The sequence below is a fragment of the Mycobacterium yunnanensis genome (assembly GCF_025823185.1).
GTDB lineage: Bacteria > Actinomycetota > Actinomycetes > Mycobacteriales > Mycobacteriaceae > Mycobacterium > Mycobacterium yunnanensis.
Map to the genome: position 1 here is coordinate 98,231 of NZ_JACKVK010000009.1, position 22,850 is coordinate 121,080.

A 22,850-nucleotide genomic window follows, 5' to 3' on the forward strand; every position below is an offset into this window, starting at 1 on the left:
CTTCCTTAGACTCGTGCCGGTTCCCGTACGCGTGCGTCGAGCAGCGCGTAACAGGCGTCGATGGCGATGTTGAGGACGAAGATGCTCACCGCTGTGAGCAGGACCGCTGCCTGCAGGACGGCGAAGTCGCGCTGCAGGATTGCGTCGATCATCAACTTGCCGATGCCCGGCCAGCCGAAGATCGCCTCGACCACGACGGCGCCGTTGACGAGGCCGACGGTGAGGTCGCCCGCCACGGTCAGGGCGGGGGCGGCGGCGTTGCGCAGCGCGTGGTGGGTGACCACCCGAAGGTCGCCCGCGCCCTTGCTGCGGGCCAGGCGGACGTACGGCGCCGACAACGCGGAAACCATTGCGCCACGAACCACTTGGGTGAGTACACCAAGCGGACGAATCATCAGGGTGGCGACCGGCAGAATCCAGGACAGCACGCCGTCGTCGACGCCGGATGTCGGCAGCACGCCCAGCAGGACGGCGAACAGCCAGACGCCGGTAATGGCGAACCAGAAGTCGGGGATGCTCGCCGCCGTCATCGACAGCAGGCTGGAGAACCGGTCGGCCAGGGAGTTGGGCCGATAGGCTGCCCAGCAGCCGATGACAACGGCGCCGACGACCGCGAGCAGCATCGTGGCGAACGCCAACTGGAGGGTCGCCGGGAAGGCGCGAAAGGCCATCTCCGAGGCCGACTCTCCGGTCCGCAGCGACGTCCCGAAATTCAAGTGCGCCACACCGGAGAAGTAGTCGCCGAGCTGGGTCAGGATCGGCTGGTCGAAGCCGTTCTTCGCCGCGAAGGCCGCCCGCTGCTCGGGCGTCGCCGACTCGGACATGTAGAGGTTGGTGGGATCACCGGTGAGCCGGGCAAGGAGGAACACCCCGAGTAGCACGATGATCAACGGCACTGCGCTGGTGTACATCCGGCGCCTGACGAAGCGGAACATGGGAGGCCTTCCTGGCTACTGAGCGTCGGTGCGGTCGGTACCGGAGGGCGTCATCTCGGCGAGACGCATCTCGTCACCCGTCGCGGAGTTGGGTACGTAGTCCACGCGAGGAGACTTGCCCAGGATGCCCTTCATGTGGGCGAGGTAGGCCATCTGCATGATCTCCTCGGGTTCCTCGGCGAACAGTCGCGCGAAGGCGTCTTGGCGTGGCTCACCGGTGAGAGTCTCTGCGGCCCGGATCTTCTCGTCGAAGGCCTTCGTGCCGTACGCGGCTTGCGGACCGTCGCTGAGCATGTATTGGTCCATCGTGAAGGCCGCGTCACCGGCTTGGTTTCCGTGCTGGATCATCAGGAGATAGGGACCGGTGTTCGCCGGGAACGGGCGCAACTGGTACTGCAGTTGGCCTGCGGTGTCCATCATCTCGATCTTGACGTTGAGACCGATGTCGGTGAGCTCGCTCTGGATCACCTCGATCGTCTCGGCGATCTTCGGGAACTGCGCCGTGCGTCCGATCAACCGGATCTGCTCGTCGACCGGCACCCCGTCGGCCTTGGCAGCCGCGACGAGAGCCTTCGCCTTCTCGACGTCGTGCGGCCACAGCGGCAATTGGTCGTTGTAGCCCACGACGCCCGACGGGATGAGCTGTGACGCCGGCTCACCGAGGCCACGGAACAGCGCCTTGACGATGCCGGTGCGGTTGACGGCGTAGTTGATCGCCTGCCGCACCCGGATGTCGTCGAGAGGCGGTTGGGTCGCTTGGATGCGCAACGCCGTGGTCTCGTTGTTCTGGAAGGGGACGCCGAGATCGCCGGCGCCGTCCTCGGGGCCCAGGCTCGTGGCGACGTCGGTCTCGTCGTTCGTGATCATCGCTGCGCGGACACTGCCCTCGCTGCGCCATTGATACTCGGCGCGGGCGAAGGCCGGCTTGGTGCCCCAGTAGGTGGGATTGCGGGCCAACGTCAACTTCTGCCCGAAATCCCAGTTGGCGATCGCATAGGGCCCGGTGCCGATGGGCTCGCGGACCTTCTCGGTCATGCTGGTGGACCGGGGCACGATCTCGACGAACGAAATCCGCAGCGGCAGAATCGGATCTGGCTTCTCGGTACCGATGGTCAGCGTGGTGTCGTTCGGGGCGGCCACCTCGAGCTTCTCGTCGCCGAAGACGTAACCGTCGACGTTGCACTGCAGGTCGGAGTTGACGGCGCGGTCGACGGCGAACGCGGCGTCGGCGGCGGTGAAGGGAGCGCCGTTGGAGAACGTGACGCCGGTACGAATGTCGAAGGTCCATTCGGTGGGCGAGGTCTGGCGCCATCCCGTGGACAGCAGCGGTTGCAGGTCTCCGGAGTTGGGGTCGCGCTCGATCAGCGGCTCGGTGATGTTGGAGCGTACGACGATTCCCGTCGACGTCAGCGAACTCTCGCATGGCTCCAGCGTCGGCGGTTCCTGTGACAGGACGATGCGTAGCGTGCCGGGGTCGTACCCGCCGCGGCCGGAATTCGCGACGGTGCAACCGCTGGTGGCGACGGTGAGTGCCGCCACGCCAACGGCGAGGGCCGCTCTCGAACTCATGTGTCCTCCGGGGGCTGCCGATGTGACGTCCACGTATGTGGATGCGACGTGTGATCGCAGACACACCGTATGGACGCCGTTTCAGCACCGTCAACCCCGCTCCACACGCCTCAACAGCGGTGCCGAAGCGAATTCAGCCTCGCGTTGGCCGATCGAAAACGAGCCGTGACGTGCGCATACGCGTGTCTCCGCGACCCGCCGATACCGTGGCCGTGCACCGAAACGCCCGCTCATTCAGCTTGGGCATTAGTCCATGCTAATTCGGCGTTGGACGGGTATCCGCAGGTCGTCGTAGCGTGGAACGCATCATGAGCACCCCCGAGAACCACTCCGTCCTGCAGGTCGGACCGCTGAAGACCTCCCTGGAGCAGACCCTGTCCGAGTCGTACGGGGCCTCCCTGCTTCCGGAGGACCCGTCCGAGCGAGCGGAATTCCTGTCGTCGCACGGTGCGCGCATCACCGCCGTGGTGACGTCGGGCCGCACCGGGGTGGACGAGGAGTTGATGTCCGCGCTGCCGAATCTGGGCGCGATCGTCAACTTCGGCGTCGGGTACGACACCACCGACGTGGACGCGGCCGCCGCGCGCGGCGTTGGCGTGAGCAACACCCCCGACGTCCTGACCGACTGCGTCGCCGACACTGCGGTAGGCCTGACGATCGACGTCATGCGCGGCTTCTCCGCCTCGGATCGTTACGTGCGCGCCGGCAAGTGGCCCGCCTCGGGCAATTTTCCGCTTACCCACCAGGTGAGCAACCGGAGTGTGGGCATCATCGGCCTTGGCCGGATCGGTTCGGCAATCGCCAAGCGACTCAGTGCATTTGGCTGTGCCATCTCCTACCACAACCGCACCGAGAAGGCCGACGTGCCCTACGCCTACGTCTCGTCACCGGTCGAACTCGCGCGTCGGGTGGACGTCCTCGTGATCGCCGCAGCGGGTGGCAGCGGCACCCAGCGACTGGTCGACGCCGAGGTCATCGAGGCGCTCGGGCCGTCGGGGTATCTGGTGAACATCGCCCGCGGCAGCGTCGTCGACGAGACCGCGCTGGTCGCCGCCCTGGTCGAGGGCCGGCTCGCCGGCGCCGGCCTGGACGTCTTCGCCGACGAGCCCAACGTGCCCGAGGCACTGATGGGCCTCGACAACGTGGTGTTGCTGCCGCACGTGGGCAGCGGCACCGTCGAGACCAGGGCCGCGATGGAGGCCTTGACGTTGCGCAATCTCGACGAGTTCCTGGCCTCGGGCCGGCTAATCACCCCCGTCGTCGAGCCGGCGGTCGCCGTCACGGGCTAGGCACCGGCCCTGGCGTCGACCGGTCGGCGCCGTAGCGTCGAATCACGAATGGCCGCAGGCACATACGCCTGGTCCAGCGTGCCGGCGTCGGTTCCCGGCGGGACGATCTCGTCGACGCGGTCCAGAATCTCGTTCGACAGCGTCACCTCCAGACCGGCCAGTAGACCCTCGAGTTGTTCGATGTTGCGGGGCCCGAGCAGTGCGCCGGTGACGCCGGGGTGGGCTATCGCGAAGGCCATCGCGAGATGGCTCAACGGCAAGCCGGCCTCTTCTGCGAGGACGACGAGTTTCTCCACGGCGTCGAGTCGGCGCTCGTCGCCGAACACCTTCATCAGACCGGCCCGCACCAGATCGGTCTGCTTACCCCGCCGGACGCGGCCGGTGAGCATTCCCTGCCCGAGGGGACCCCAGACCAGCACGCCCATCCCGAAGCGTTGGGCGACGGGGAGCACCTCGGACTCGATCGCCCGGTTGAGGATCGAATACGGCGGTTGCTCGGTGCGCAACCGTTCGAGCCCCCTCCGCTCCGAGACCCACTGGGCGTCCACCATGACGGAGGCCGGCGTGTTGGACGAGCCGATCGCGCGGACCTTGCCACTACGCACGACGTCCGACAGCGCCGACAGCGTTTCCTCGACGTCGGTCTCGGGATCCAGTCGATGAATCTGGTAGAGGTCGATGTAGTCGGTGTCCAGACGACGTAGCGACTCCTCGACCGCGGTCATGATCCAACGTCGTGAGGCGCCTCGCCGGTTGGGATCCTCCCCCATGGGGCGGCCGAACTTGGTCGCGAGGACCACCTCGCCGCGGCGTCCCTTGAGGGCCCGCCCGACCACCATCTCGGAGGACCCCTGGGGCGGCAGCGAATACGCGTCCGCGGTGTCGACGAGGTTGATTCCGGCATCCAGGGCGCGATGGATCACACGGATCGAGTCGTCGACGTCGGGATTGCCGATCGACGCGCCGAGAAGCATCGTGCCGAGAGCGTACGGGCTGACCATGATGCCGGTCCTGCCGAGAGGGCGGTAGTGCACGGGTGACCTCCAGTCGTCGCGATGCCGAGGGCCGACGAGGTACCGTAGTCGAATCGGAATCGCTTTCCGGAACTATACGGAAATACTTTCCGGTTAGACAAGGCCTGGACGGAGGACGACCATGGGCGAGCCGCCCCGGCGTCGGCGTTCGGACGCGCAACGCAACCTCGGATCGTTGCTCGAGGCAGCCAAAGCCGTCTTCGCGGCGTCTGGCGTGAACGCACCGGCGAAGGAGATCACCGACCTGGCGGGCGTCGGCGTCGGAACGCTCTACCGTCACTTCCCCCAGCGCTCGGACTTGGTCAAGGCGGTGCTCGAGCGCGAGATCGACGCGTGCGCCGATGCGGGGCCCCGGTTGACCGAGGTCCACGCGCCGCGTGGTGCCCTCATCGCATGGCTGCATCGCTACACCCAACTGCTGGCCACCAAGGACGGGCTGGCCGCGGCCCTGCACAAGGGCGACCCGGCCTTCGACGCACTGGCCGCCTACTTCATGCAGCGCCTGGGTCCGGTCGTCGGCGCCCTGCTCGACGCGGCGCGTGGGCGGGGCGACGTCCGTGACGACGTGAGTGCGACCGACGTCCTGTATGCCATTGGCCTGCTGTGCATTCCGGCACCGGGTGAGGACGATGAGTTCAACGCGAGGATGGTCGGCGTCTTCGTCGACGGGCTCCTCGCCGGTCCTCAGGTGGGCGGCGGTTCGGGTCTTACGGGTGACGGGTGATGTCGCCGTGGGGGTCGTCGTCAATCGATGACGTTCGTCAACACTCGATGACGGTGTGCAGCGCAATGGTGGCTCGGCCTGGGACCCATCGAGGCAGTTGGCTCAGAGCGCGAACTCGTCGACCAGATCGTCGGTGGTCCACTCCCGTTGCGGCAGCACGTCACGCAACAGGCGCAGCAGCGCCGGGTTGGTGCTGTCGCTGCGCCAGGCGGCGTCGAGCTCCACGGGCCGCTCGCGGAACGCCCCGATCGAGCGAAACACGACGCCCTCGGGGTGCAGCGTCGCCGCCGACGCAGGCACCAACGCGATCCCGATTCCCGAGCGCACCAACACCAGCATGGTGTGCACCTGCGTGACGTACTGGACGTAACGCGGCGTCGCTCCGGCGATGGTGAAGGCGCTGATCAGCAGATCGTTGAAGTAGCGCGCCTGGACCGGCGAATACATGATGACGTCTTGGCCGTCCAGGTCGTTGAGTGTCAGCTGTCGCGGCAGGTTCGCCAGCGGGTGGTCCCCGGGCAGGGCCGCGACGAGTTGCTCGTGCAACAGCGGGCGGGACACGATGCCCGGCCGCTTCACCGGCGGGCGGACCATCCCCAGGTCGATCTCACCGGTCACGAGACCTTCGAGTTGAACGGCCGAAACCATCTCTCGCAGTTCCAACTTCACGTCCGGGAGCTCGTCACGCGCACGTTCGAGCAAGCGCGGCAGCACGGCGTGCGCCGACGCGGCGGTGAAGCCGACGACCACGGTGCCCAGGTCGCCGGCCGGAACCCGCCGAACCGTCATCGCCGCACCCTCGGCCAACTGCAGAATCCGGCGGGCGTCGGGCAGGAACGCCACCCCGGCCGGGGTGAGCGTGACCGACCGGGTGGTGCGGTCGATGAGCTGGACGCCGAGCTCGGATTCGAGCTGCTGAATCTGGCGGCTCAGCGGCGGCTGCGTCATGTGCAACCGCTCGGCCGCCCGACCAAAGTGAAGTTCCTCGGCGACCGCGATGAAACAGGACAGCCGTGCCAACGAAAACAGGGTCCACTCCGATGCACTCTCGACATGACCGGCGCCGATCTCGGGCCGATCAGGTATGAGTGTAGCTACCAGCGCGGGCTGACGGCCTTGAACGACGGGTCGACGCTCTGCATGTACGCGGTGTCGTCGCGATTGCGAATGCCACACCGCACGTACTGCTCGTGCAGCGCGCCGAGCGCGTCGTCGTCGATCTCTACGCCCAGACCCGGCGTCGTCGGCACCCTCACCGCGCCGTCGCGAATCTCGAGCACGCCGGCCCTCACCACGTCCTCGGTCTTCCAGGGCCAGTGGGTGTCGCACGCATAGGTCAGATTCGGCGTGGCACCGGCGAGGTGCACCATCGCCGCCAGGCTGATGCCGAGATGGGAGTTCGAGTGCATCGACAGGCCAAGGCCGAACGTGTCGCAAATTCCCGCAAGGAGTCGCGACCGCTGCAACCCTCCCCAGTAGTGATGGTCCGAGAGCACCACCCTGACCGAGTCCTTGGCGACGGCGGGGGCGAGCTGGTCGAATGCCACCACGCACATGTTGGTGGCCAACGGCATTGGCGACTGGGCGGCCACCTCGGCCATGCCGTCCAGGCCCGGCGTCGGATCCTCCAGGTACTCCAGGATGCCGGCGAGGCCGGCCGCGACCTTGACCGAGGTTTGCGGCGTCCACGCCGCGTTGGGGTCCAGTCGCAGCGGATGGTTCGGGAAGGCGTCGTGCAACGCCTCGATCGCCTTCATCTCCTCGTCGGGCGGAAACACGCCTCCCTTGAGTTTGATTGCAGTGAAGCCGTATTCGTCGATCATCTTCGTCGCCTGGGCGACCAGACCGGCGGGGTCGAGGGCCGGGCCCCAGGCGTCAGGCTGCCCATGTGGATGCGCGGCCCACTTGTAGAACAGGTAGGCGCTGAACGGCACGGCGTCGCGGACGAGGCCGCCCAGCAGGTCCGAGACCGGTCGACCCGTGGCATGCCCCTGCACGTCGAGGCAGGCCACCTCGAACGGCGAGAACACCTGGTCGACCGCACTCGCCGTGGTGATCATGCCGGCCGTGCCGACGGCGGCGTCGTCACCGCGCAGCTTCTCGGCGATCGCCGCGCGAATGGCGTTGAGCGCGAATACCTCCAGGCCGGTGATCGCAGCAGCGGCGGCCTCCAGTCGGGCCAGGTGGCGGGTGTCGGCGTAGGTCTCCCCCAGCCCGACCAGACCGACTTCGGTGTCCAGCTGGATGATCGCGCGCAGGGCGAACGGCTGGTGCACGCCGACGGTGTTCAGCAGGGGTGGGTCGACGAACGCGACCGGCGTGATCCGAGCGCCCGTGATGCGAATCCTCACCGTACGGCCGCGAGCTCGTCGGCGATCACCGCGCGACCGGCCGCGATGATGCCGGCCAGCGTCTCGACGTCCTCCGCCGAGGGCATGATCAGCGGTGGCCGAACCGGTCCGGCGGCAATGCCTTCCATGCTGACCCCGGCCTTGATCAGCGACACGGCGTACCCGGGGACGGTGTCGCGCAGCCGGACCAGGGGGTGGAAGAAGTCCCGCAGCAAGGCCGCGACCAAGGTATCGTCGCCCCGTTCCAGCGCCTCGTAGAACGCCAGTGCCAATTCGGGGGCGAAGGCAAAGGTAGCCGACGAGTACAGGGTGACGCCGAGCGCACGGTAGGCCTGCTGGGACACCTCGGCGGTAGGGAGGCCGTTGAAGAACTGAAAGGGCTTGCCGGAGGGAGCAAGTGCGTCGGTCACGGCGCGCACGATTCGGGCCACCAGGTCGACGTCACCCGTTCCGTCCTTGAAGCCGACGACGGTGGGGAAACGGGCGACCTCCACGGCGGAATCCTCGGTGTAGCGGGCGTTGCCGCGGTTGTAGACGATCAGCGGCAGGTCGGTGGCACCGGCGACCTCGCGGGTGTACTCGACGAGGCCACGCTGGGGCATGGTGACGAGGTAGGGCGGCAGCAACAGCAAGCCGTCGGCACCCGCGTCGGCGGCGGCGCGGGCGAAGATCTTGGCCTGGGCCACCGACCCACCCGCTCCGGCGTATACCGGAACCCGCCCGCCCGTCGCCTCGACCGCGGTGCGCACGACACCGGCGAACTCGACGGCTTCCAGAGCGTGGAATTCTCCTGTGCCGCAGGCGATGAAGACCCCACCGGGGCCGGCGTCGACGCCCTTGGACACGTGCTCGGCAAGCCGGCCGAGGTCGACGTCACCGCTCTCGGTGAAGGGGGTGACGGGAAAGAACAGAACGCCATCCAGCGGCGAATGGGGCATGTCGTGACTCCTTGGTCGCAGAGGGGTATCGCAGAGAGGGGATTCGGCCGGTCAGCCTTGGGTGAGGTGGCCGTCGACGCGGCGCCACAGCCCGTCGGGGTTCCCATCGGCAATCGGGCTGGGCAGCAATGACTTCGGGACGTTCTGGTAGGCCACGGGCCGGAGGAACCGCTCGATCGCGCGGCCGCCGACGGAGGTGGTGCGCGAATCGGAGGTGGCGGGCGACGGTCCACCGTGGACCATGGCGTGACAGACCTCCACACCGGTCGGCCAGCCGTTGAACAAGATGCGGCCGGCCTTGAGCTCCAACAGCTCGAGCAGTTCGGCAGCGTGGTCGTGGTCGGTGTCGTCGACGTGCAGGGTCGCCGTGAGCTGACCCTCCAGATCGCCCACCAACGACGTCATCTCGGCGTCGTCCTTGCAGCGCACCACGATGCTGGAGGCACCGAACACCTCCGCTTGTAGCGCCGCGGAGCCCCGGAAGGTCGCGGCGTCGGTGCTGAAGAGGGCGGCCTGACAGGTCGTGCGTTCGTCGCCAGGCGCCCCGCGCACGACCAGGTCGGCGTCGGCGTCGAAGGTCGCGACGCCCCTGGCGTAGTTCGCGGCGATGGTGGGCGTCAACATCGGTGTCGCCTGCGCCTGACCCAGAGCGTCCTTGGCGGCGGCGACGAACGCGTCGAGGTTCGGTCCGTCGACCGCGACGACCAGACCCGGGTTGGTGCAGAACTGTCCCGACCCCATCGTCAGCGACGTGACGAAGGCCTTGCCGAGCTCGGTTGCGCGACTGGCCAATGCCCCGTTCAAGAGGAAGACCGGATTGATGGAGCTCATCTCGGCGTAGACCGGAATCGGCTCTGGGCGTGCGGCCGCAGCCGCGACGAGCGCCATTCCCGCCGTCCGCGACCCGGTGAAGCCGACGGCCTTGATACGCGGATCGGTGACCAGAGCCGTGCCAAGGCCCGGTCCCGAGCCGAACAACATCGAGAAGGTGCCCGCGGGCATGCCGGAGCTCGCGACGGCGTCGGCGATGACACGGCCGACGAGCTCGGACGTGCCGGGGTGCGCGTCGTGCGCCTTGACGACGACCGGACACCCGGCCGCCAGGGCCGAGGCGGTATCCCCACCGGCGACGGAGAACGCGAGCGGGAAGTTGCTGGCGCCGAATACCGCGACCGGACCGAGCGGGACCGCGCGCTGACGGATGTCCGGGCGCGGCAGCGGCTCGCGATCGGGCAGGGCGGGGTCGATGCGGGCGCCGTTCCAGCTGCCCTCTCGCAGGACGGCGGCGAACAGGCGCAGCTGTCCGGTGGTGCGGCCGACCTCGCCGGTGATGCGTGCCCGCGGCAATCCGGATTCGGCGGTCGCCCGGTCCACCAGGGCGTCTCTCGCCGCGTCGAGATCGTCGGCGATGCGCTCGAGGAACGCCGCCCGTCGCTCGGAGGTGGTGGCGCGGTACTCGCCGAACGCCGCGGCGGCGGCCGCACACGCCTGCTCGACGTGCCGATCGTCGCCGTAGCGGTAGCCGGGTTCCAAGTCATGGCCTGCGACGGGATCGAAGCCGCGCACCTCGGTGCCGGTGCCCGCGACGAGGTCGCCGGCGATGATCATCCGTCCGAGCAGGGCGGGTGCGTCGGTCGGGAGGGTGGGCTCAGCCGTTCGTGTCACGCGTCCCACGCTAGGTCCGGGATCAATTCATGTCCAAGACCGATGTGGCACCGACTAATGCTCGTCCTGCATCAGCGGTGGGCAGCCGTCAGGCGGACTTGCGCTCCCGCAGCGCCAGCCGCTGCAGCACGTCGCGGCCCAGCTCGCGCAGGTCCACGCGGGGCGAGGCCGCGATGAGCGTGACGCCGTCGGCGACGCCGGCCACGCCGATGTCGGCGATCAACCCCGCCAACCCGTCGACCGTGCCTGCGTAGCGCAGGGTGCCGTCGTCGACGACCGCCAACTCCCGCACCGAACGGAAGTCGGGTGCGACCGCGACGGTCACGTCGAGGATGACCTCCACGTCGCCGTGATCGGCCTGAATCCTGGCGCGGCCACGCTGAGCGCGCTGCAGGTCAGACGCCGCCAGCCGGATGGTGGGCTCACCACCGTCGGTCAGCTCACTCCAGTCGTCGCCTGCACCGTCCACCACGAATAGCCGCACCTGCGCGAGGCTAGCCGCGGCGCCGACGTCGGGCGATGGTTGCAATCACGCCGATTCCCTCGGTATGGACTCGGCGAAGGGCGCGGCGTGGCGCGAACCCCTGGGGCGGGCTTAGTAGTTTGTAGTCGTGACGACGGAGGCTCGACCGGACATCCCGGCGCAATACCTGTTGTCGGATTCGGCACCCCCGTCGCGGACGCTGATCGACATCCTGCACGCGACCGCCGCGCAGCATCCCGACGCGCCCGCCCTCGACGACGGCGACGTGCAGCTGACCTACGCCGAGTTGCTCGCCGACGTCGAGGAGAGCGTCGCCTGGCTGGCCCAACGGGGCATCGGCCGCGGTGACCGCATCGGCATCCGGATGCCCTCGGGCAGCTATGCCCTCTACGTGGCGATCCTCTCGGCGCTGGCCGCCGGCGCGGCGTACGTCCCCGTCGACGCCGACGACCCGCAGGAGCGCGCCGACCTGGTGTTCGGCGAGGCCGGCGTCGTCGCGATCATCACCGAATTGGGCCTGGTTCGCGGCCCCGGCTCGTCCCGCGGCTGGCGGGCCGGACCCCCCATGCCCCGCGACGACGCGTGGATCATCTTCACCTCGGGTTCCACGGGAACCCCCAAGGGCGTGGCGGTGACGCACCGCAACGCCGCCGCGTTCGTCGACGCGGAGGCTCGGGTGTTCTTGGCCGACAATCCGATCGGCCCTGGCGATCGGGTGCTGGCCGGCCTGTCCGTCGCGTTCGACGCGTCATGCGAGGAGATGTGGCTCGCGTGGCGGTACGGCGCGTGTCTGGTGCCCGCCCCGCGATCCCTGGTGCGCAGCGGCATGGATCTCGGTCCGTGGCTGGTGTCGCGCGACATCACGGTGGTCTCGACGGTGCCGACGCTGGCCGCGCTGTGGCCGGCCGAGGCGTTGGAGGCGGTGCGGCTGCTGATCTTCGGCGGCGAGGCCTGCCCGCCCGAGTTGGCCGAACGCCTCGCGGTGGACGGTCGCGAGGTGTGGAACACCTATGGCCCCACGGAGGCGACGGTGGTCGCGTGCCTCGCCCCGCTCGGTACGGGACCGGTGAGCATCGGCCTGCCGTTGCCGGGCTGGGACCTCGCCGTGGTGGACGCGGGCGGCGTGCCCGTCCCCCTCGGCGCCGTCGGCGAACTCGTCATCGGTGGTGTCGGGCTGGCCCGCTACCTCGACCCGGAGAAGGACGCCGAGAAGTACGCCCCGATGCCGACGCTGGGGTGGTCGCGGGCCTACCGCAGCGGCGACCTGGTGCGGTTGGAGTCCGACGGGCTGTACTTCCAGGGCCGCGCCGACGATCAGGTGAAGGTGGGCGGGCGGCGCATCGAACTCGGCGAGGTCGACACCGCCCTGGTGAACCTGCCCGGTGTCAGCGGGGGTGCGGCCGCGGTCCGGCGCACCGCCAGCGGCACTCCGCTGTTGGTCGGGTACGTCGCCAGTGCCGATCCCGACTTCGACCTGCCGGCGGCCCGCGCGGCACTGGCCGAGTCGCTGCCCGCGGCCTTGGTACCCAGACTCGTTCTGCTCGACGAGCTTCCGACCCGTACGTCGGGCAAGGTCGACCGCAACGCATTGCCCTGGCCGGTCGGCGACGCCGACGACGACGCCGGCCCCGATCTCGCCGGCACCACCGGCTGGCTGGCCGGGCTGTGGCGTGACGTGCTCGCCGCCCCCGTGGCCGGGCCAGAGGAGGACTTCTTCGCCCTCGGCGGCGGGTCGCTGTCGGCGGCGCAGCTCGTCGCCGCGCTGCGGACGCGGTATCCGGAGGTCACGGTCGCCGACCTCTACGACCACCCCCGGCTCGGATCGCTCGCCGGATACCTCGACGAGCTCGACCCCCCGGCCGCAGTCGAAAGCCGAACGGTCGCACCGGTGTCCCGCGCGACCGCACTGACGCAGCTCGCCGCCACCGTGCCACTGTCCACGCTGGCGGGCATGCAGTGGGTGGTGTGGCTGGCGCTGCTCGACGACATCGCTGCCCGGTGGCAGCTGGTGCCGTGGGCGGTACCGGTCGACTGGTGGCTGCTGCTCATCGGCTTCCTCGTCTTCGTCACGCCGCTGGGCCGGATGGCCGTCGCGGTCGTCGGCGCCCGCATCCTGGTCGGCAGCCTGGAGCCCGGCACCTACCGCCGCGGCGGGTCGGTGCACCTGCGGGTCTGGCTGGCCGAACGCCTCGGCGAGGCCAGCGGTGCCGAAAACCTCGCGGGCGCACCGTGGTTGACGTACTACGCCCGGGCGCTGGGCAACCGGGTCGGCAAGGGCGTCGACCTGCACTCGGCCCCGCCGGTCACCGGCATGCTCAGCCTGGGCCACCGCTGCTCCATCGAGCCCGAGGTGGATCTGACCGGGCACTGGATCGACGGCGACCTGTTCCACGTCGGTGAGATCGTCGTCGGCAACGACGCCACCGTCGGCGCCAGGACCACCCTGCTGCCCGGCGCCGTGGTGGGCAAGAACGCCGACGTCGCACCGGGATCCGGTGTGGTCGGCAAGGTCAAGGCCGGCCAGTACTGGAAGGGCTCGCCCGCCGTGAAGTCCGGCAAGGCGCGCCACCCGTGGCCCGACGAGCGCCCGCCGCGCGCGCCGCTGTGGGTGGCGATGTACGGCCTCACGTCTGTGCTGCTCGGCGCCGTCCCCCTGCTCGCCCTCGGCGCCGGCCTCGCGGTCATAGGCTGGGCGATCCGCGACACCGCCACACTGCGCGACGCGGTCCTCCCCGCCCTGGCGTGGACGCCCGTCGCGACCGCCGTGGCGGTGATCGTCTACGCAGCGGCGACGGTGCTGGGCGTCCGGCTGATGTCGCTGGGCCTGCGCGAGGGCTATCACCCCGTCCGGAGCCGGGTCGGCTGGCAATTGTGGACCACCGAGCGGCTCATGGACGCCGCCCGCAACTACCTGTTCCCCGTCTACGCGAGCCTGCTGACCCCGGCCTGGATGCGACTGCTGGGCGCCAAGATTGGTCAGGGCACCGAGATCTCGACCACGCTCATGACGCCCAAGTTCACCGTCGTGGAGGACGGCGCATTCCTGGCCGACGACACCATGGTGGCGTCCTACGAACTGGGCGGCGGCTGGATCCACGTCGCGACCGCCACCATCGGCAAGCGCGCGTTCCTCGGCAACTCCGGCATCACCCAACCGGGGCGACGCGTGCCCGACGACGGGCTCGTCGCCGTGTTGAGCGCTACGCCGCACAAGGCCAAGGCCGGCTCGTCGTGGCTGGGCAGTCCGCCGGTGCGCCTGCGCAGGCAACCGACGGCGGCCGACGCCCTGCGCACGTTCGAACCCTCGCGCAAGCTGAAGATCATGCGCGGCATGGTGGAGACCTGCCGGCTGCTGCCGATGATCGTGACGTTCGCGATCGGCGTCGCGATGCTGGCCGCGCTGCAAGCCCTGGCCGTCGAGTTCGGCTGGGCGTGGGCCTCGCTGGCCTGCGGGCTCGTCCTCATCGTCACCGGCGCCGTGGCGGGAGCGATCGCCGTGCTGGCCAAGTGGCTGTGGGTGGGACGGATCGAGGCCAAGGAGCACCCGCTGTGGTCGTCGTTCGTGTGGCGCAACGAGGTGTCGGACACGTTCGTCGAAACCGTTGCCGCACCGTGGTTTGCGCGCGCCGCCAGCGGCACGCCGGTGATGAACCTGTGGCTGCGGGGCCTGGGCGCGAAGATCGGCCGCGGCGTGTGGTGCGAGACGTACTGGCTACCGGAGGCCGACCTGGTCACCATCGGCGACGGCGCGACGGTGAGCCGCGGCTGCGTCGTGCAGACCCACCTCTTCCACGACCGGATCATGCGCCTGGACACCGTCGTGGTCGAATCCGGTGCCACACTCGGGCCGCACTGCGTCGCACTGCCGGCGGCGAAGATCGGCGCCAACGCCACCGTCGGACCCGCGTCCCTCGTCATGCGCGGTGACGAAGTGCCGCCGTCGTCGCGGTGGCAAGGCAACCCGATTGCGCCGTGGGGGCCCAAGCGCAAGAAGCGCGGCTCGTCGGCCAAGTCCTCGAAGAGCGCGGCGTGACGCGAAACCTGAAAAAAGCCAAGGGAAGTCCGCCGGTCATCGACCCCTACCTGCCCGGCAACGGAAACTTCGGCTACCGCGTGTCGCGCTACGAACTCGACGTCGAATACAAGGTCAACATCAACCGGCTGGCGGGCACCGCCACCATCACCGCCGTGACGCTGGCCTCGCTGCGGACGTTCAGCCTCGACCTCTCCGACGCGCTCTCGGTCTCCAAGGTGACGGTCAACGGGCACCGGCCCGCCAACTTCGGGCGCTCGCGGGGCAAGCTCGACGTCACCCTGGCCACGCCCCTGGCCGCCGGTGCCGCGCTGTCGGTCACCGTGCGGTACTCGGGCACGCCGAGGCCCATCCGATCACTGTGGGGCGACGTCGGATTCGAGGAACTCACCAGCGGCGCGCTGGTCGCGGGCCAGCCCAACGGCGCGGCGTCCTGGTTCCCGTGTGACGACCACCCGAGCAGCAAGGCGAGCTACCGCATCGCGATCGCCTGCGAGAACCCGTACTACGCGGTGGCCAACGGAAAGCTGGTGTCGCGCAAGACGCGGGCCGCGATGACGACGTGGACCTACGAGCAACCCGAACCCACGTCGACCTACCTCGTCACGTTGCAGATCGGCCAGTACGAGATGCACCGACTGACCAAGCAGCCGGTACCCATGAATGCCGTTCTGCCGCAACGGTTGCGCAAGAACTTCGAGCACGACTTCGGCCGGCAGCCGCAGATGATGAAGTTGTTCGTCAAGCTGTTCGGGCCATATCCGCTGTCGAACGGGTACACCGTCGTCGTCACCGACGACGATCTCGAGATACCCCTGGAGGCTCAGGGCATCTCGATCTTCGGCGCCAACCATTGCAGTGGTACGCGTCGAGCAGAGCGGCTGATCGCGCACGAACTCGCGCACCAATGGTTCGGCAACTCCGTCACCGCGCGACGCTGGCGCGACATTTGGCTGCACGAGGGATTCGCCTGCTACGCCGAATGGCTGTGGTCGCAGGATTCGGGCGGGCGCAGCGCCGACCAACTGGCCCGCTACTACCACGCCCGGCTCCGCTCCTTGCCCCAGGACTTGCTGCTGTCCGACCCCGGACCGCGCGACATGTTCGACGACCGGGTCTACAAGCGCGGCGCGCTGACGCTGCACGCGCTGCGCGGCACGATCGGCGACGAGAGCTTCTTCGACCTGTTGCGGGACTGGACGACTCGGCATCGCCACGGCACCGCCGTCACCGACGACTTCACCGGTCTGGCCGCCAACTACTCCGACGACTCGCTGCGGCCGCTGTGGCAGGCGTGGCTGTACTCGACGGACGTCCCCGACCTGTGACCGACGGCGCGGCCGTCCCGACCCAAGGACCCGTCACCAGGAGCAGCGTCGTCCGGGTCGGCGCGGCCACCGTCGTCAGCGCGTTGTGCGGGTACGCGGTGCTCTACCTCGCGGCCCGCAATCTCGAGCCGGCCGGCTTCTCGGTGTTCGCCGTGTTCTGGGGAGCGTTCGGACTCTTCGCCGGCGCGGCCAACGGGTTGCTGCAGGAATCGACCCGCGAGGTACGCCAGGCCAGGACGCTGGCCCGGGTGCCGGAGCCGCGGTCGAGCCCCATGCGCGTGGCGGCCGTCGTCGGGGTGGCCTCGGCAGTGGCCATCGCGGGCACGTCGCCGCTGTGGTCCTGGCACGTCTTCACCGAGTCGCAGGTGTTGAGCGTCGCACTGCTGGCCGCGGGCGTGGCCGGTTTCTGCGTGCACGCCACGCTGCTGGGCATGCTGGCCGGGGTGGACCGGTGGTCGCAGTACGGCGCGCTCATCGTCGGCGACGCCGCCATGCGCGTGACGGTCGCGGCCGTCACGTTCCTCGTCGGCTGGGGTCTGGTCGGCTACCTCTGGGCGACGGTGGCGGGCGCCGTCGCGTGGGCCGTACTGCTGCTAGCCTCGCCCTCGTCCCGCGCCGCCGCCCGACTGCTCACCCCCGGCACCACGGCGGTGTTCCTGCGCGGCGCCTCGCACTCCATCGCGGCGGCCGGCGCCAGCGCGATCCTGATCATGGGTTTCCCCGTCCTGCTGAAGGCCACCTCGGCGGACCTCGGCGCGGCGGGCGGCGTCGTCATCCTCGCGGTGACCCTGACCCGGGCACCGCTGCTGGTGCCGCTGACCGCGATGCAGGGAAACCTGATCGCCCACTTCGTCGACCAGCGGGCTCGACGCCTGCGGTCGCTGGTCGCTCCGATGGCGGCACTCGCCGTCCTCGGCGGTGCGGCGGTCCTGGCCGCCGGACTGATCGGACCCTGGCTGCTGCGCACCGCGTTCGGACCCGACTACCAGCTGGGCGGCGCGCTGCTGGCGTGGTTCACCGCCGCGGCGGTGATGATCGCCGCCCTCACGCTGACTGGTGCCGCGACGGTCGCGGCCGCGCTACACCGCGCCTACGCCGTCGGGTGGATCAGCGCGACGGTGGCGTCGACGCTGCTGCTGCTGGCGCCGTGGCCGCTTGAGACCCGCACCGTGGTCGCGCTGCTGTGCGGGCCGCTGGCCGGGATCGCGGTGCACGTGATCGCGCTTGCCAGGGTTCCGTCGCCGTGAGCGTGTAATTTGACCTCTGACATGCACGGCAACCGCTACGACGACACGTGGATCGTCATCCCCGCCTTCAACGAGGCGACCGTGATCTCCGACGTCGTCGCCGACGTCCGCGCCGTCTTCGACAACGTGGTCTGCGTCGACGACGGCAGCCGCGACGACACCGCCGAACAGGCCTGGCGGGCCGGGGCCCACGTCGTGCGCCATCCCGTGAACCTCGGGCAGGGCGCCGCCATCCAAACCGGCGTCGAATACGCGCGCAGCCGACCGGGTGCCGCGGTGTTCGCGACGTTCGACGCCGACGGCCAGCACCGCATCGCCGACGTCATCCGGATGATCGGGCGCCTCCGCGACGAGAAGCTCGACATCGTGGTGGGGACGCGCTTCGCCGAGGGCACCCCCAACAACATGCCCACGCTGCGCCGCCTGGTGTTCCCGCTGATCGCCAAGCTGAGCCCCACCAGCCGCAAGCTGCGGCTGACCGACGCGCACAACGGGTTGCGGGTGTTCGACAAGGCCGTCGCCGACGGGCTCAACCTCACGATGAGCGGCATGGCCCACGCCAGTGAGATCGTCGCGCTGATCGTCGAGAACGACTGGCGGGTGGCCGAAGAGCCCGTGGAGATTCTGTACACCGACTACTCCATGTCGAAGGGTCAGCCGTTGGTCAACGGGGTCAACATCGTCTTCGACGGGTTGCTGCGAAAGAGGATGCGCCGATGAACTGGATTCAGGTTCTGCTGATCGCGGCCGTGCTGACGCTGCTGGTCTACCTGCTGCGGTCGCGCCGCAGCGCGCAGGCCAAGGCGTGGGTGAAGATCGGCTACGTGCTGTTCGTGTTGGCCGCGGTGTATGCGATCGTGCGCCCGGACGACACCACCGTGGTGGCGAACTGGCTGGGCGTCGCCCGTGGCGCCGATCTGCTGGAGTACGCGCTGATCGTCGCGTTCCTGTTCACCACCCTGAGCACCTACATGCGGTTCAAGGATCTGGAGCTGCGCTACGCCCAGCTCGCGCGGGCGGTCGCCCTGGAGGGCGCCCGAACCCCCGAACCCCGCTAGGCCTGGTCGCGGAAGAACGCGACCGTGCGGTCGATGCCCTCGGCCAGGTGGACCTTCGGGCTCCAGCCGAGCACCTCGGTGGCCCGGCCGATGTCCAGACTCGACCGGCGGAGGTCGCCGAGCCGCGGGGGGTGCATCTCGGGCTCGTCGGGCGTGCCCGCGGCCGTGGCCACGGCGGTGTGCAACGCCCGCGTCGAGGTCTCGACTCCGGTGCCGGCGTTGAACCGCAGACCGCTGCCCGCCGACCCTCCGGCCCGGACGAAGGCGTCGACCACGTCGTCGACGAACACGTAGTCGCGGGTGTCGGACCCGTCGCCGAAGATCTTGGTGGGCCGGCCAGCCAGCAGTGCCCTGGCGAAGATCGCGACCACGCCGGCCTCGCCGTGCGGGTCCTGCCGCGGGCCGTAGACGTTGGCCGGCGCGATGTGGGAGCAGTCCAGGTCGTAGAGGTTGCGGAACATGTTGAGGTACACCTCGCCGCAGACCTTGCTGGCCGCGTACGGCGACGACGGGTCGACCGGCATGTCCTCGCTGGTCGGGTAGCCGGGCGGATTCTTGCCGTAGATGGACCCGCCGGAGGAGGTGTGAACGATCTTGCGCACGCCACCCTTGCGCGCCGCCTCCGCGAGCCGCACGGTGCCGACGACGTTCACGCTGGAGTCGAACTGGGCGTCGTCGACCGAACGGCTCACCGAAATCTGTGCGGCCAGGTGAAAGATCACCTCGGGTCGCACCTCGTCGACCAGGCTCACCAGATCGGCGTCGACGATGTCGGCCTTGGCGAACTCGTAGGCGTCGTGCCGCTCGGCGTCGACGATGTTGACGGGATTGCCCGAGCTCAGGTCGTCGACGCCGACGACGGTGTGACCGTCGGCCAACAGTCGATCTACCAGCGTTGATCCGATGAAGCCAGCCGCTCCGGTGACGAGTGTCCGCACCGGGTCACCATACCGACGCCACCATGCGGTCCGTACAGTCGGCAGCGGTGAATTGGTCTGTGCGGGTAGCAGTACTTCGGCGGCCCCGCGACCACTGGGTGGTCTGGGTCGCCGTTTCGTTGATCCTGGCGCAACTGGCGACGCGCGGGGTGCTCGCATTCCAGGGCTACTTCTACTGGGACGACCTGATCCTGATCGCCCGGGCCGGCACCCACGCGCTGTGGTCGCCGGCGTACCTGTTCGACGACCACGACGGTCACGTCATGCCCGCGGCGTTCCTGCTGGCGGGCGCGATCGCCAAGCTCGCGCCGTTCGACTGGGTGGTACCCGCCGTCAGTATCATACTGCTGCAACTGGTGGCCTCGTTGGCGATCCTGCGGGCGTTGCACGTGATCCTCGGGTGGCGGCCGCTGCTGCTGATTCCTCTGACGTTCGCGTTGTTCACGCCCCTGTCGCTGCCCGCCTTCGCGTGGTGGGCGGCCGCGCTCAACGCGCTGCCGATGACGGCCGCCATGGCCTGGGTGTGCGCCGACGCGATCCTGTTGGTGCGCACGGGCAATCGCCGGTACGCCGTGACCGGCACGCTGGTGTTCCTGCTGGGGCTGACGTTCTTCGAGAAGTCGGCGATCATCCCGTTTGCGGCCTTTGCCGTCGCGGCGCTGCTCGCCTACGTGCTGGGCGACCGGACGGCCTGGAAGACGGTGTGGCGCGGCGGGCGGTCGCTGTGGATCGCCACGGGCGCGACCACGGTGGCGTGGGTGGGCATCTACCTGCTGATCGTCGACCAGCGGCGGTGGACGCTGGACTTCCCCATGACCGGGGACCTGCTGGTGCGGTCGGTGACCCACGGCATCGTCCCCGCTCTGATCGGCGGCCCCTGGCGGTGGGATCGCTGGGCGCCGTCGTCGCCGTGGGCGCTGCCGCAGTGGTCGGTCATGCTGGTGGGGTGGCTGGTGCTGGCGGCGGTCGTCGCGCTGTCGGTGGCCCGCAAGGAACACGCGCGGGTTCTGTGGTTCGCCGCCGCGGCCTACGTCATCGTCTGCCAGCTGCCGATCTACCTGATGCGGTCCTCGCGTTTCACCGCCATCGAATTGGCACAGACCCTGCGCTATCTGCCCGACCTGGCGGTCATGCTGACCCTGCTGGCCGCCGTCGGATTCCTCGCGCCGAACCGGGCGACCTCCGCGCGGCTCGACTCCTCGCGCGTCCGCACGATCGCCGTGGTGGTGGCAGCCGCGTCGTTCGTGGTCAGCTGCGGGTACACGACTGCGACCTTCACCGCACGGTGGCGCGACAACCCGACGCGGGCCTACGTCGCCAACGTGTTGACCAGTCTGTCGGCAGCCCATGCCGACACCACCGCACCGTTGCTGGAGCAGGAAGTCGACCCGCTGATCCTGCAGCGCTTCGCGTGGCCGGACAACCTCTTCGGGCACGTCTTCGCCCTGGTGCGCGACCGGCCCGAATTCAGCACCAGCACAACCGATCTGCGTACGTTCGACCGTAAGGGCCGATTGGTCGACGCACAGGTCACCTGGGTGCGGCACACCCTCGCCGGCCCAAAACCGCAGTGCGGCTACCTCGTTCAGCCCGATGCGCCGGTCACGATGCCGCTGGACGGCCCGATGCTGCCGACGGAGTGGACCGCCGAGATCAACTACCTGGCCAACAGCGACGGGTCGATGACCTTCGCACTGTCCGACGGCGACCCCACCCGCGTGCCGGTGCACCCCGGCCTGAACCGGGTCTTCGTGCGGCTGTCCGGGGCGGGGAACGCCATTCTCGCCGCGGCCAACACCTCGGCGCTGTCGGTGTGCCTGGCCTCGGGCCCGGTGGGGTACGTGGCACCTCCGTAGCGGCAATGCGCAAGTGGGGCCGCCTTGGGGAATCGAACCCCAGACCTTCTCATTACGAGTGAGATGCTCTACCGACTGAGCTAAGGCGGCGACGCCTGATCAGCCAGGCGGGACGAGTCTACGGCAGCCACCGTCGCCAACCCAAAACGGTTCGAGCCTCACCCCCGCAGCGCCTGACCGACGGTGGCCACCAGGGCGTCGACGGCGAACTTGGGTTTGACGTTGACCGCCAGGGCGTCCCGGCACTCGAGCACGGCCTCGATGCAGCGCAGCAGCCGATCGGGCGGGACGTGCGCGGCCATCGCCGAGACCTTGTCGGACATGTCGGGATGGTTGGCCGCCACCGCGGTCGCTCCCGCGGACACCAGCATGGCGTCACGAAAGTAGGTGGCCAGATCGATGAGCGCCCGGTCCAGCGCGTCACGCGAGGCGCGCGTCTGCCGCGACTTCTGGCGCTTCTCGAGATCCTTGAGCGCTCCGGCCGCACCCCGCAGCGCCCCCGCGGCGCCCTTTCCGGTGCCACCGCCGCCGAGCGCCGTGCGCAGCTCCTCTGTCTCGGCCTCGTTGCGGTCGCCCGTCAGCGCCTTGGCCTCGTCGTCGGCCGTGGCCACCAGCTCCTCGGCCGCCGCGTAGGCCCGCGCCGGCGTCGCCGCGTCCCTCGCCAGTCCGAGGGCGCGTTCCCTGCGCCCCCTGGCCTGCTCGTCGGTGGCCAGCCGGCGCGCCCGCCCGACGTGCCCGCCGCTGACCGAGGCCGCCCAGATGGCGTCCTTCTCGGCCATTCCGTCCACGTCGACCAACACCTTGGCGATCGCGTCCAGCCGCGGGGTCACCAGCGCGACGTGCCTGCACCGCGACCGCAGGGTGATCGCGATGTCCTCCGGGTCGACCGACGGGGCGCACAGCAGGAACACCGTCGACGCGGGCGGCTCCTCCACCACCTTGAGCAGGGCGTTCGCCGCGCCCTCGGTCAGCCGGTCGGCGTCCTCGACCACCACGACCTGCCACCGACCGGTGCCCGGCCGCCGCGACGCGATCTGCACGATGTCCCGCATCTCGCGGACGCCGATCGACAACCCCTCGGGAATGATCCGGCGCACGTCGGCGTGGGTGCCTGCCATCGTGGTGGTGCAGGCCCGGCATTCCCCGCACCCCGGGGTGCCGTCGGAGGTGCACTGCAGGGCGGCAGCGAAGCAGACGGCCGCGATCGACCGGCCCGACCCCGGCGGCCCCGTGATCAGCCACGCATGGGTCATCCGGCCGCCCGTGGCGCCGGTGCCCATCGGGTTGTGAGCCGAATCACCGCGCGCCGCGCGGGCGGCGGCGACCAGCTCCGCTTCGACGGCGTCCTGACCCACCAGACGCGAGAAAACACCGCTCATCAGGCGCCACCCTAGTGGCCGC

General features: G+C 69.5%; 18 protein-coding genes and 1 tRNA gene. 8 read left to right on the top strand and 11 right to left on the bottom strand.

The window, feature by feature from the left end:
• Positions 1 to 5: 5 nt before the first annotated feature.
• Positions 6 to 935 carry an ABC transporter permease gene (locus H7K45_RS17405; protein ID WP_263997146.1) on the bottom strand — a complete coding sequence of 310 codons (930 nt, stop codon included), beginning with the start codon at positions 933 to 935 and terminating at the stop codon, positions 6 to 8.
• A 15-nt stretch (positions 936 to 950) separates the two neighbouring features.
• A complete protein-coding gene (locus tag H7K45_RS17410) occupies positions 951 to 2,504 on the bottom strand; it encodes an ABC transporter substrate-binding protein (RefSeq protein ID WP_263997147.1) in 1,554 nt (517 codons plus the stop codon).
• 308 nt (positions 2,505 to 2,812) lie between these two features.
• Between H7K45_RS17410 and H7K45_RS17415 the strand changes: the two genes are divergently transcribed.
• Positions 2,813 to 3,793: a 2-hydroxyacid dehydrogenase gene (locus tag H7K45_RS17415; RefSeq protein ID WP_263997148.1), complete on the top strand. Its 981-nt coding sequence runs from the start codon at positions 2,813 to 2,815 to the stop codon at positions 3,791 to 3,793.
• Here H7K45_RS17415 and H7K45_RS17420 read toward each other — a convergent pair.
• A complete protein-coding gene (locus H7K45_RS17420) occupies positions 3,790 to 4,827 on the bottom strand; it encodes an aldo/keto reductase (protein ID WP_263997149.1) in 1,038 nt (345 codons plus the stop codon). The genes H7K45_RS17415 and H7K45_RS17420 overlap by 4 nt on opposite strands.
• A gap of 121 nt (positions 4,828 to 4,948) precedes the next feature.
• Here H7K45_RS17420 and H7K45_RS17425 point away from each other — a divergent pair, with 121 nt between their 5' ends.
• Entirely contained in the window at positions 4,949 to 5,551 is a 603-nt protein-coding gene (locus H7K45_RS17425) for a TetR/AcrR family transcriptional regulator (protein WP_263997150.1), read from the top strand.
• A gap of 102 nt (positions 5,552 to 5,653) precedes the next feature.
• Here H7K45_RS17425 and H7K45_RS17430 read toward each other — a convergent pair whose 3' ends face one another.
• From H7K45_RS17430 to H7K45_RS17450, 5 genes are all read right to left on the bottom strand, one after another.
• The gene (locus H7K45_RS17430) at positions 5,654 to 6,580 is read right to left on the bottom strand and encodes a LysR family transcriptional regulator (RefSeq protein ID WP_263997526.1); all 927 of its coding nucleotides are present in this window, start codon (positions 6,578 to 6,580) and stop codon (positions 5,654 to 5,656) included.
• Between the two features lie 65 nt (positions 6,581 to 6,645).
• Positions 6,646 to 7,902, bottom strand: a complete 1,257-nt coding sequence (locus H7K45_RS17435) for a glucarate dehydratase family protein (protein ID WP_263997151.1) — start codon at positions 7,900 to 7,902, stop codon at positions 6,646 to 6,648.
• On the bottom strand, positions 7,899 to 8,840 hold the full coding sequence (locus tag H7K45_RS17440; protein WP_263997152.1) for a 5-dehydro-4-deoxyglucarate dehydratase: 942 nt from the start codon (positions 8,838 to 8,840) through the stop codon (positions 7,899 to 7,901). Before H7K45_RS17440 ends, H7K45_RS17435 begins: the two co-directional genes overlap by 4 nt.
• A 51-nt stretch (positions 8,841 to 8,891) precedes the next feature.
• Positions 8,892 to 10,448 (bottom strand): aldehyde dehydrogenase (NADP(+)), encoded by a 1,557-nt coding sequence (locus H7K45_RS17445; RefSeq protein ID WP_263997527.1) that lies wholly within the window; start codon positions 10,446 to 10,448, stop codon positions 8,892 to 8,894.
• Positions 10,449 to 10,593: 145 nt separating this feature from the next.
• Positions 10,594 to 10,989 carry a hypothetical protein gene (locus H7K45_RS17450; protein ID WP_263997153.1) on the bottom strand — a complete coding sequence of 132 codons (396 nt, stop codon included), beginning with the start codon at positions 10,987 to 10,989 and terminating at the stop codon, positions 10,594 to 10,596.
• Positions 10,990 to 11,116: 127 nt separating this feature from the next.
• Between H7K45_RS17450 and H7K45_RS17455 the strand changes: the two genes are divergently transcribed.
• The 5 genes from H7K45_RS17455 to H7K45_RS17475 are packed head-to-tail and all read left to right on the top strand — an operon-like array spanning position 11,117 to position 18,655.
• On the top strand, positions 11,117 to 15,022 hold the full coding sequence (locus H7K45_RS17455) for a Pls/PosA family non-ribosomal peptide synthetase (protein ID WP_263997154.1): 3,906 nt from the start codon (positions 11,117 to 11,119) through the stop codon (positions 15,020 to 15,022).
• The gene (locus H7K45_RS17460) at positions 15,019 to 16,350 is read left to right on the top strand and encodes a M1 family metallopeptidase (protein ID WP_263997155.1); all 1,332 of its coding nucleotides are present in this window, start codon (positions 15,019 to 15,021) and stop codon (positions 16,348 to 16,350) included. Before H7K45_RS17455 ends, H7K45_RS17460 begins: the two co-directional genes overlap by 4 nt.
• Positions 16,347 to 17,597, top strand: coding sequence for a hypothetical protein (locus H7K45_RS17465; RefSeq protein ID WP_263997156.1), 1,251 nt, complete (start codon positions 16,347 to 16,349; stop codon positions 17,595 to 17,597). Before H7K45_RS17460 ends, H7K45_RS17465 begins: the two co-directional genes overlap by 4 nt.
• Positions 17,598 to 17,618: 21 nt before the next feature.
• Positions 17,619 to 18,317, top strand: a complete 699-nt coding sequence (ppgS, locus tag H7K45_RS17470; RefSeq protein WP_263997157.1) for a polyprenyl-phospho-N-acetylgalactosaminyl synthase PpgS — start codon at positions 17,619 to 17,621, stop codon at positions 18,315 to 18,317.
• Complete coding sequence (locus H7K45_RS17475; protein WP_263997158.1) at positions 18,314 to 18,655, top strand: DUF2304 domain-containing protein; 342 nt, start codon at positions 18,314 to 18,316, stop codon at positions 18,653 to 18,655. The genes ppgS and H7K45_RS17475 overlap by 4 nt, the downstream gene beginning before the upstream one ends.
• Here H7K45_RS17475 and H7K45_RS17480 read toward each other — a convergent pair.
• Positions 18,652 to 19,593, bottom strand: a complete 942-nt coding sequence (locus H7K45_RS17480) for an NAD-dependent epimerase/dehydratase family protein (protein ID WP_263997159.1) — start codon at positions 19,591 to 19,593, stop codon at positions 18,652 to 18,654. The genes H7K45_RS17475 and H7K45_RS17480 overlap by 4 nt on opposite strands.
• Positions 19,594 to 19,616: 23 nt before the next feature.
• Here H7K45_RS17480 and H7K45_RS17485 point away from each other — a divergent pair, with 23 nt between their 5' ends.
• On the top strand, positions 19,617 to 21,449 hold the full coding sequence (locus tag H7K45_RS17485; protein WP_443677451.1) for a hypothetical protein: 1,833 nt from the start codon (positions 19,617 to 19,619) through the stop codon (positions 21,447 to 21,449).
• A 14-nt stretch (positions 21,450 to 21,463) separates the two neighbouring features.
• Here H7K45_RS17485 and H7K45_RS17490 read toward each other — a convergent pair.
• Both H7K45_RS17490 and H7K45_RS17495 read right to left on the bottom strand, forming a co-directional pair.
• Positions 21,464 to 21,539: transfer RNA gene (locus H7K45_RS17490), tRNA-Thr, on the bottom strand.
• Between the two features lie 68 nt (positions 21,540 to 21,607).
• Complete coding sequence (locus H7K45_RS17495; RefSeq protein WP_263997160.1) at positions 21,608 to 22,828, bottom strand: DNA polymerase III subunit delta'; 1,221 nt, start codon at positions 22,826 to 22,828, stop codon at positions 21,608 to 21,610.
• Between the last annotated feature and the right edge of the window lie 22 nt (positions 22,829 to 22,850).

Excerpts from the sequence above, each read along its gene's own strand:
- H7K45_RS17405 (WP_263997146.1), bottom strand. The coding sequence starts at position 935 with ATGTTCCGCTTCGTCAGGCGCCGGATGTACACCAGCGCAGTGCCGTTG.
- H7K45_RS17410 (WP_263997147.1), bottom strand. The coding sequence starts at position 2,504 with ATGAGTTCGAGAGCGGCCCTCGCCGTTGGCGTGGCGGCACTCACCGTC.
- H7K45_RS17415 (WP_263997148.1), top strand. The coding sequence starts at position 2,813 with ATGAGCACCCCCGAGAACCACTCCGTCCTGCAGGTCGGACCGCTGAAG.
- H7K45_RS17425 (WP_263997150.1), top strand. The coding sequence starts at position 4,949 with ATGGGCGAGCCGCCCCGGCGTCGGCGTTCGGACGCGCAACGCAACCTC.
- H7K45_RS17440 (WP_263997152.1), bottom strand. The coding sequence starts at position 8,840 with ATGCCCCATTCGCCGCTGGATGGCGTTCTGTTCTTTCCCGTCACCCCC.
- H7K45_RS17445 (WP_263997527.1), bottom strand. The coding sequence starts at position 10,448 with ATGATCATCGCCGGCGACCTCGTCGCGGGCACCGGCACCGAGGTGCGC.
- ppgS (WP_263997157.1), top strand. The coding sequence starts at position 17,619 with ATGCACGGCAACCGCTACGACGACACGTGGATCGTCATCCCCGCCTTC.
- H7K45_RS17475 (WP_263997158.1), top strand. The coding sequence starts at position 18,314 with ATGAACTGGATTCAGGTTCTGCTGATCGCGGCCGTGCTGACGCTGCTG.
- H7K45_RS17485 (WP_443677451.1), top strand. The coding sequence starts at position 19,617 with ATGCGGTCCGTACAGTCGGCAGCGGTGAATTGGTCTGTGCGGGTAGCA.
- H7K45_RS17495 (WP_263997160.1), bottom strand. The coding sequence starts at position 22,828 with ATGAGCGGTGTTTTCTCGCGTCTGGTGGGTCAGGACGCCGTCGAAGCG.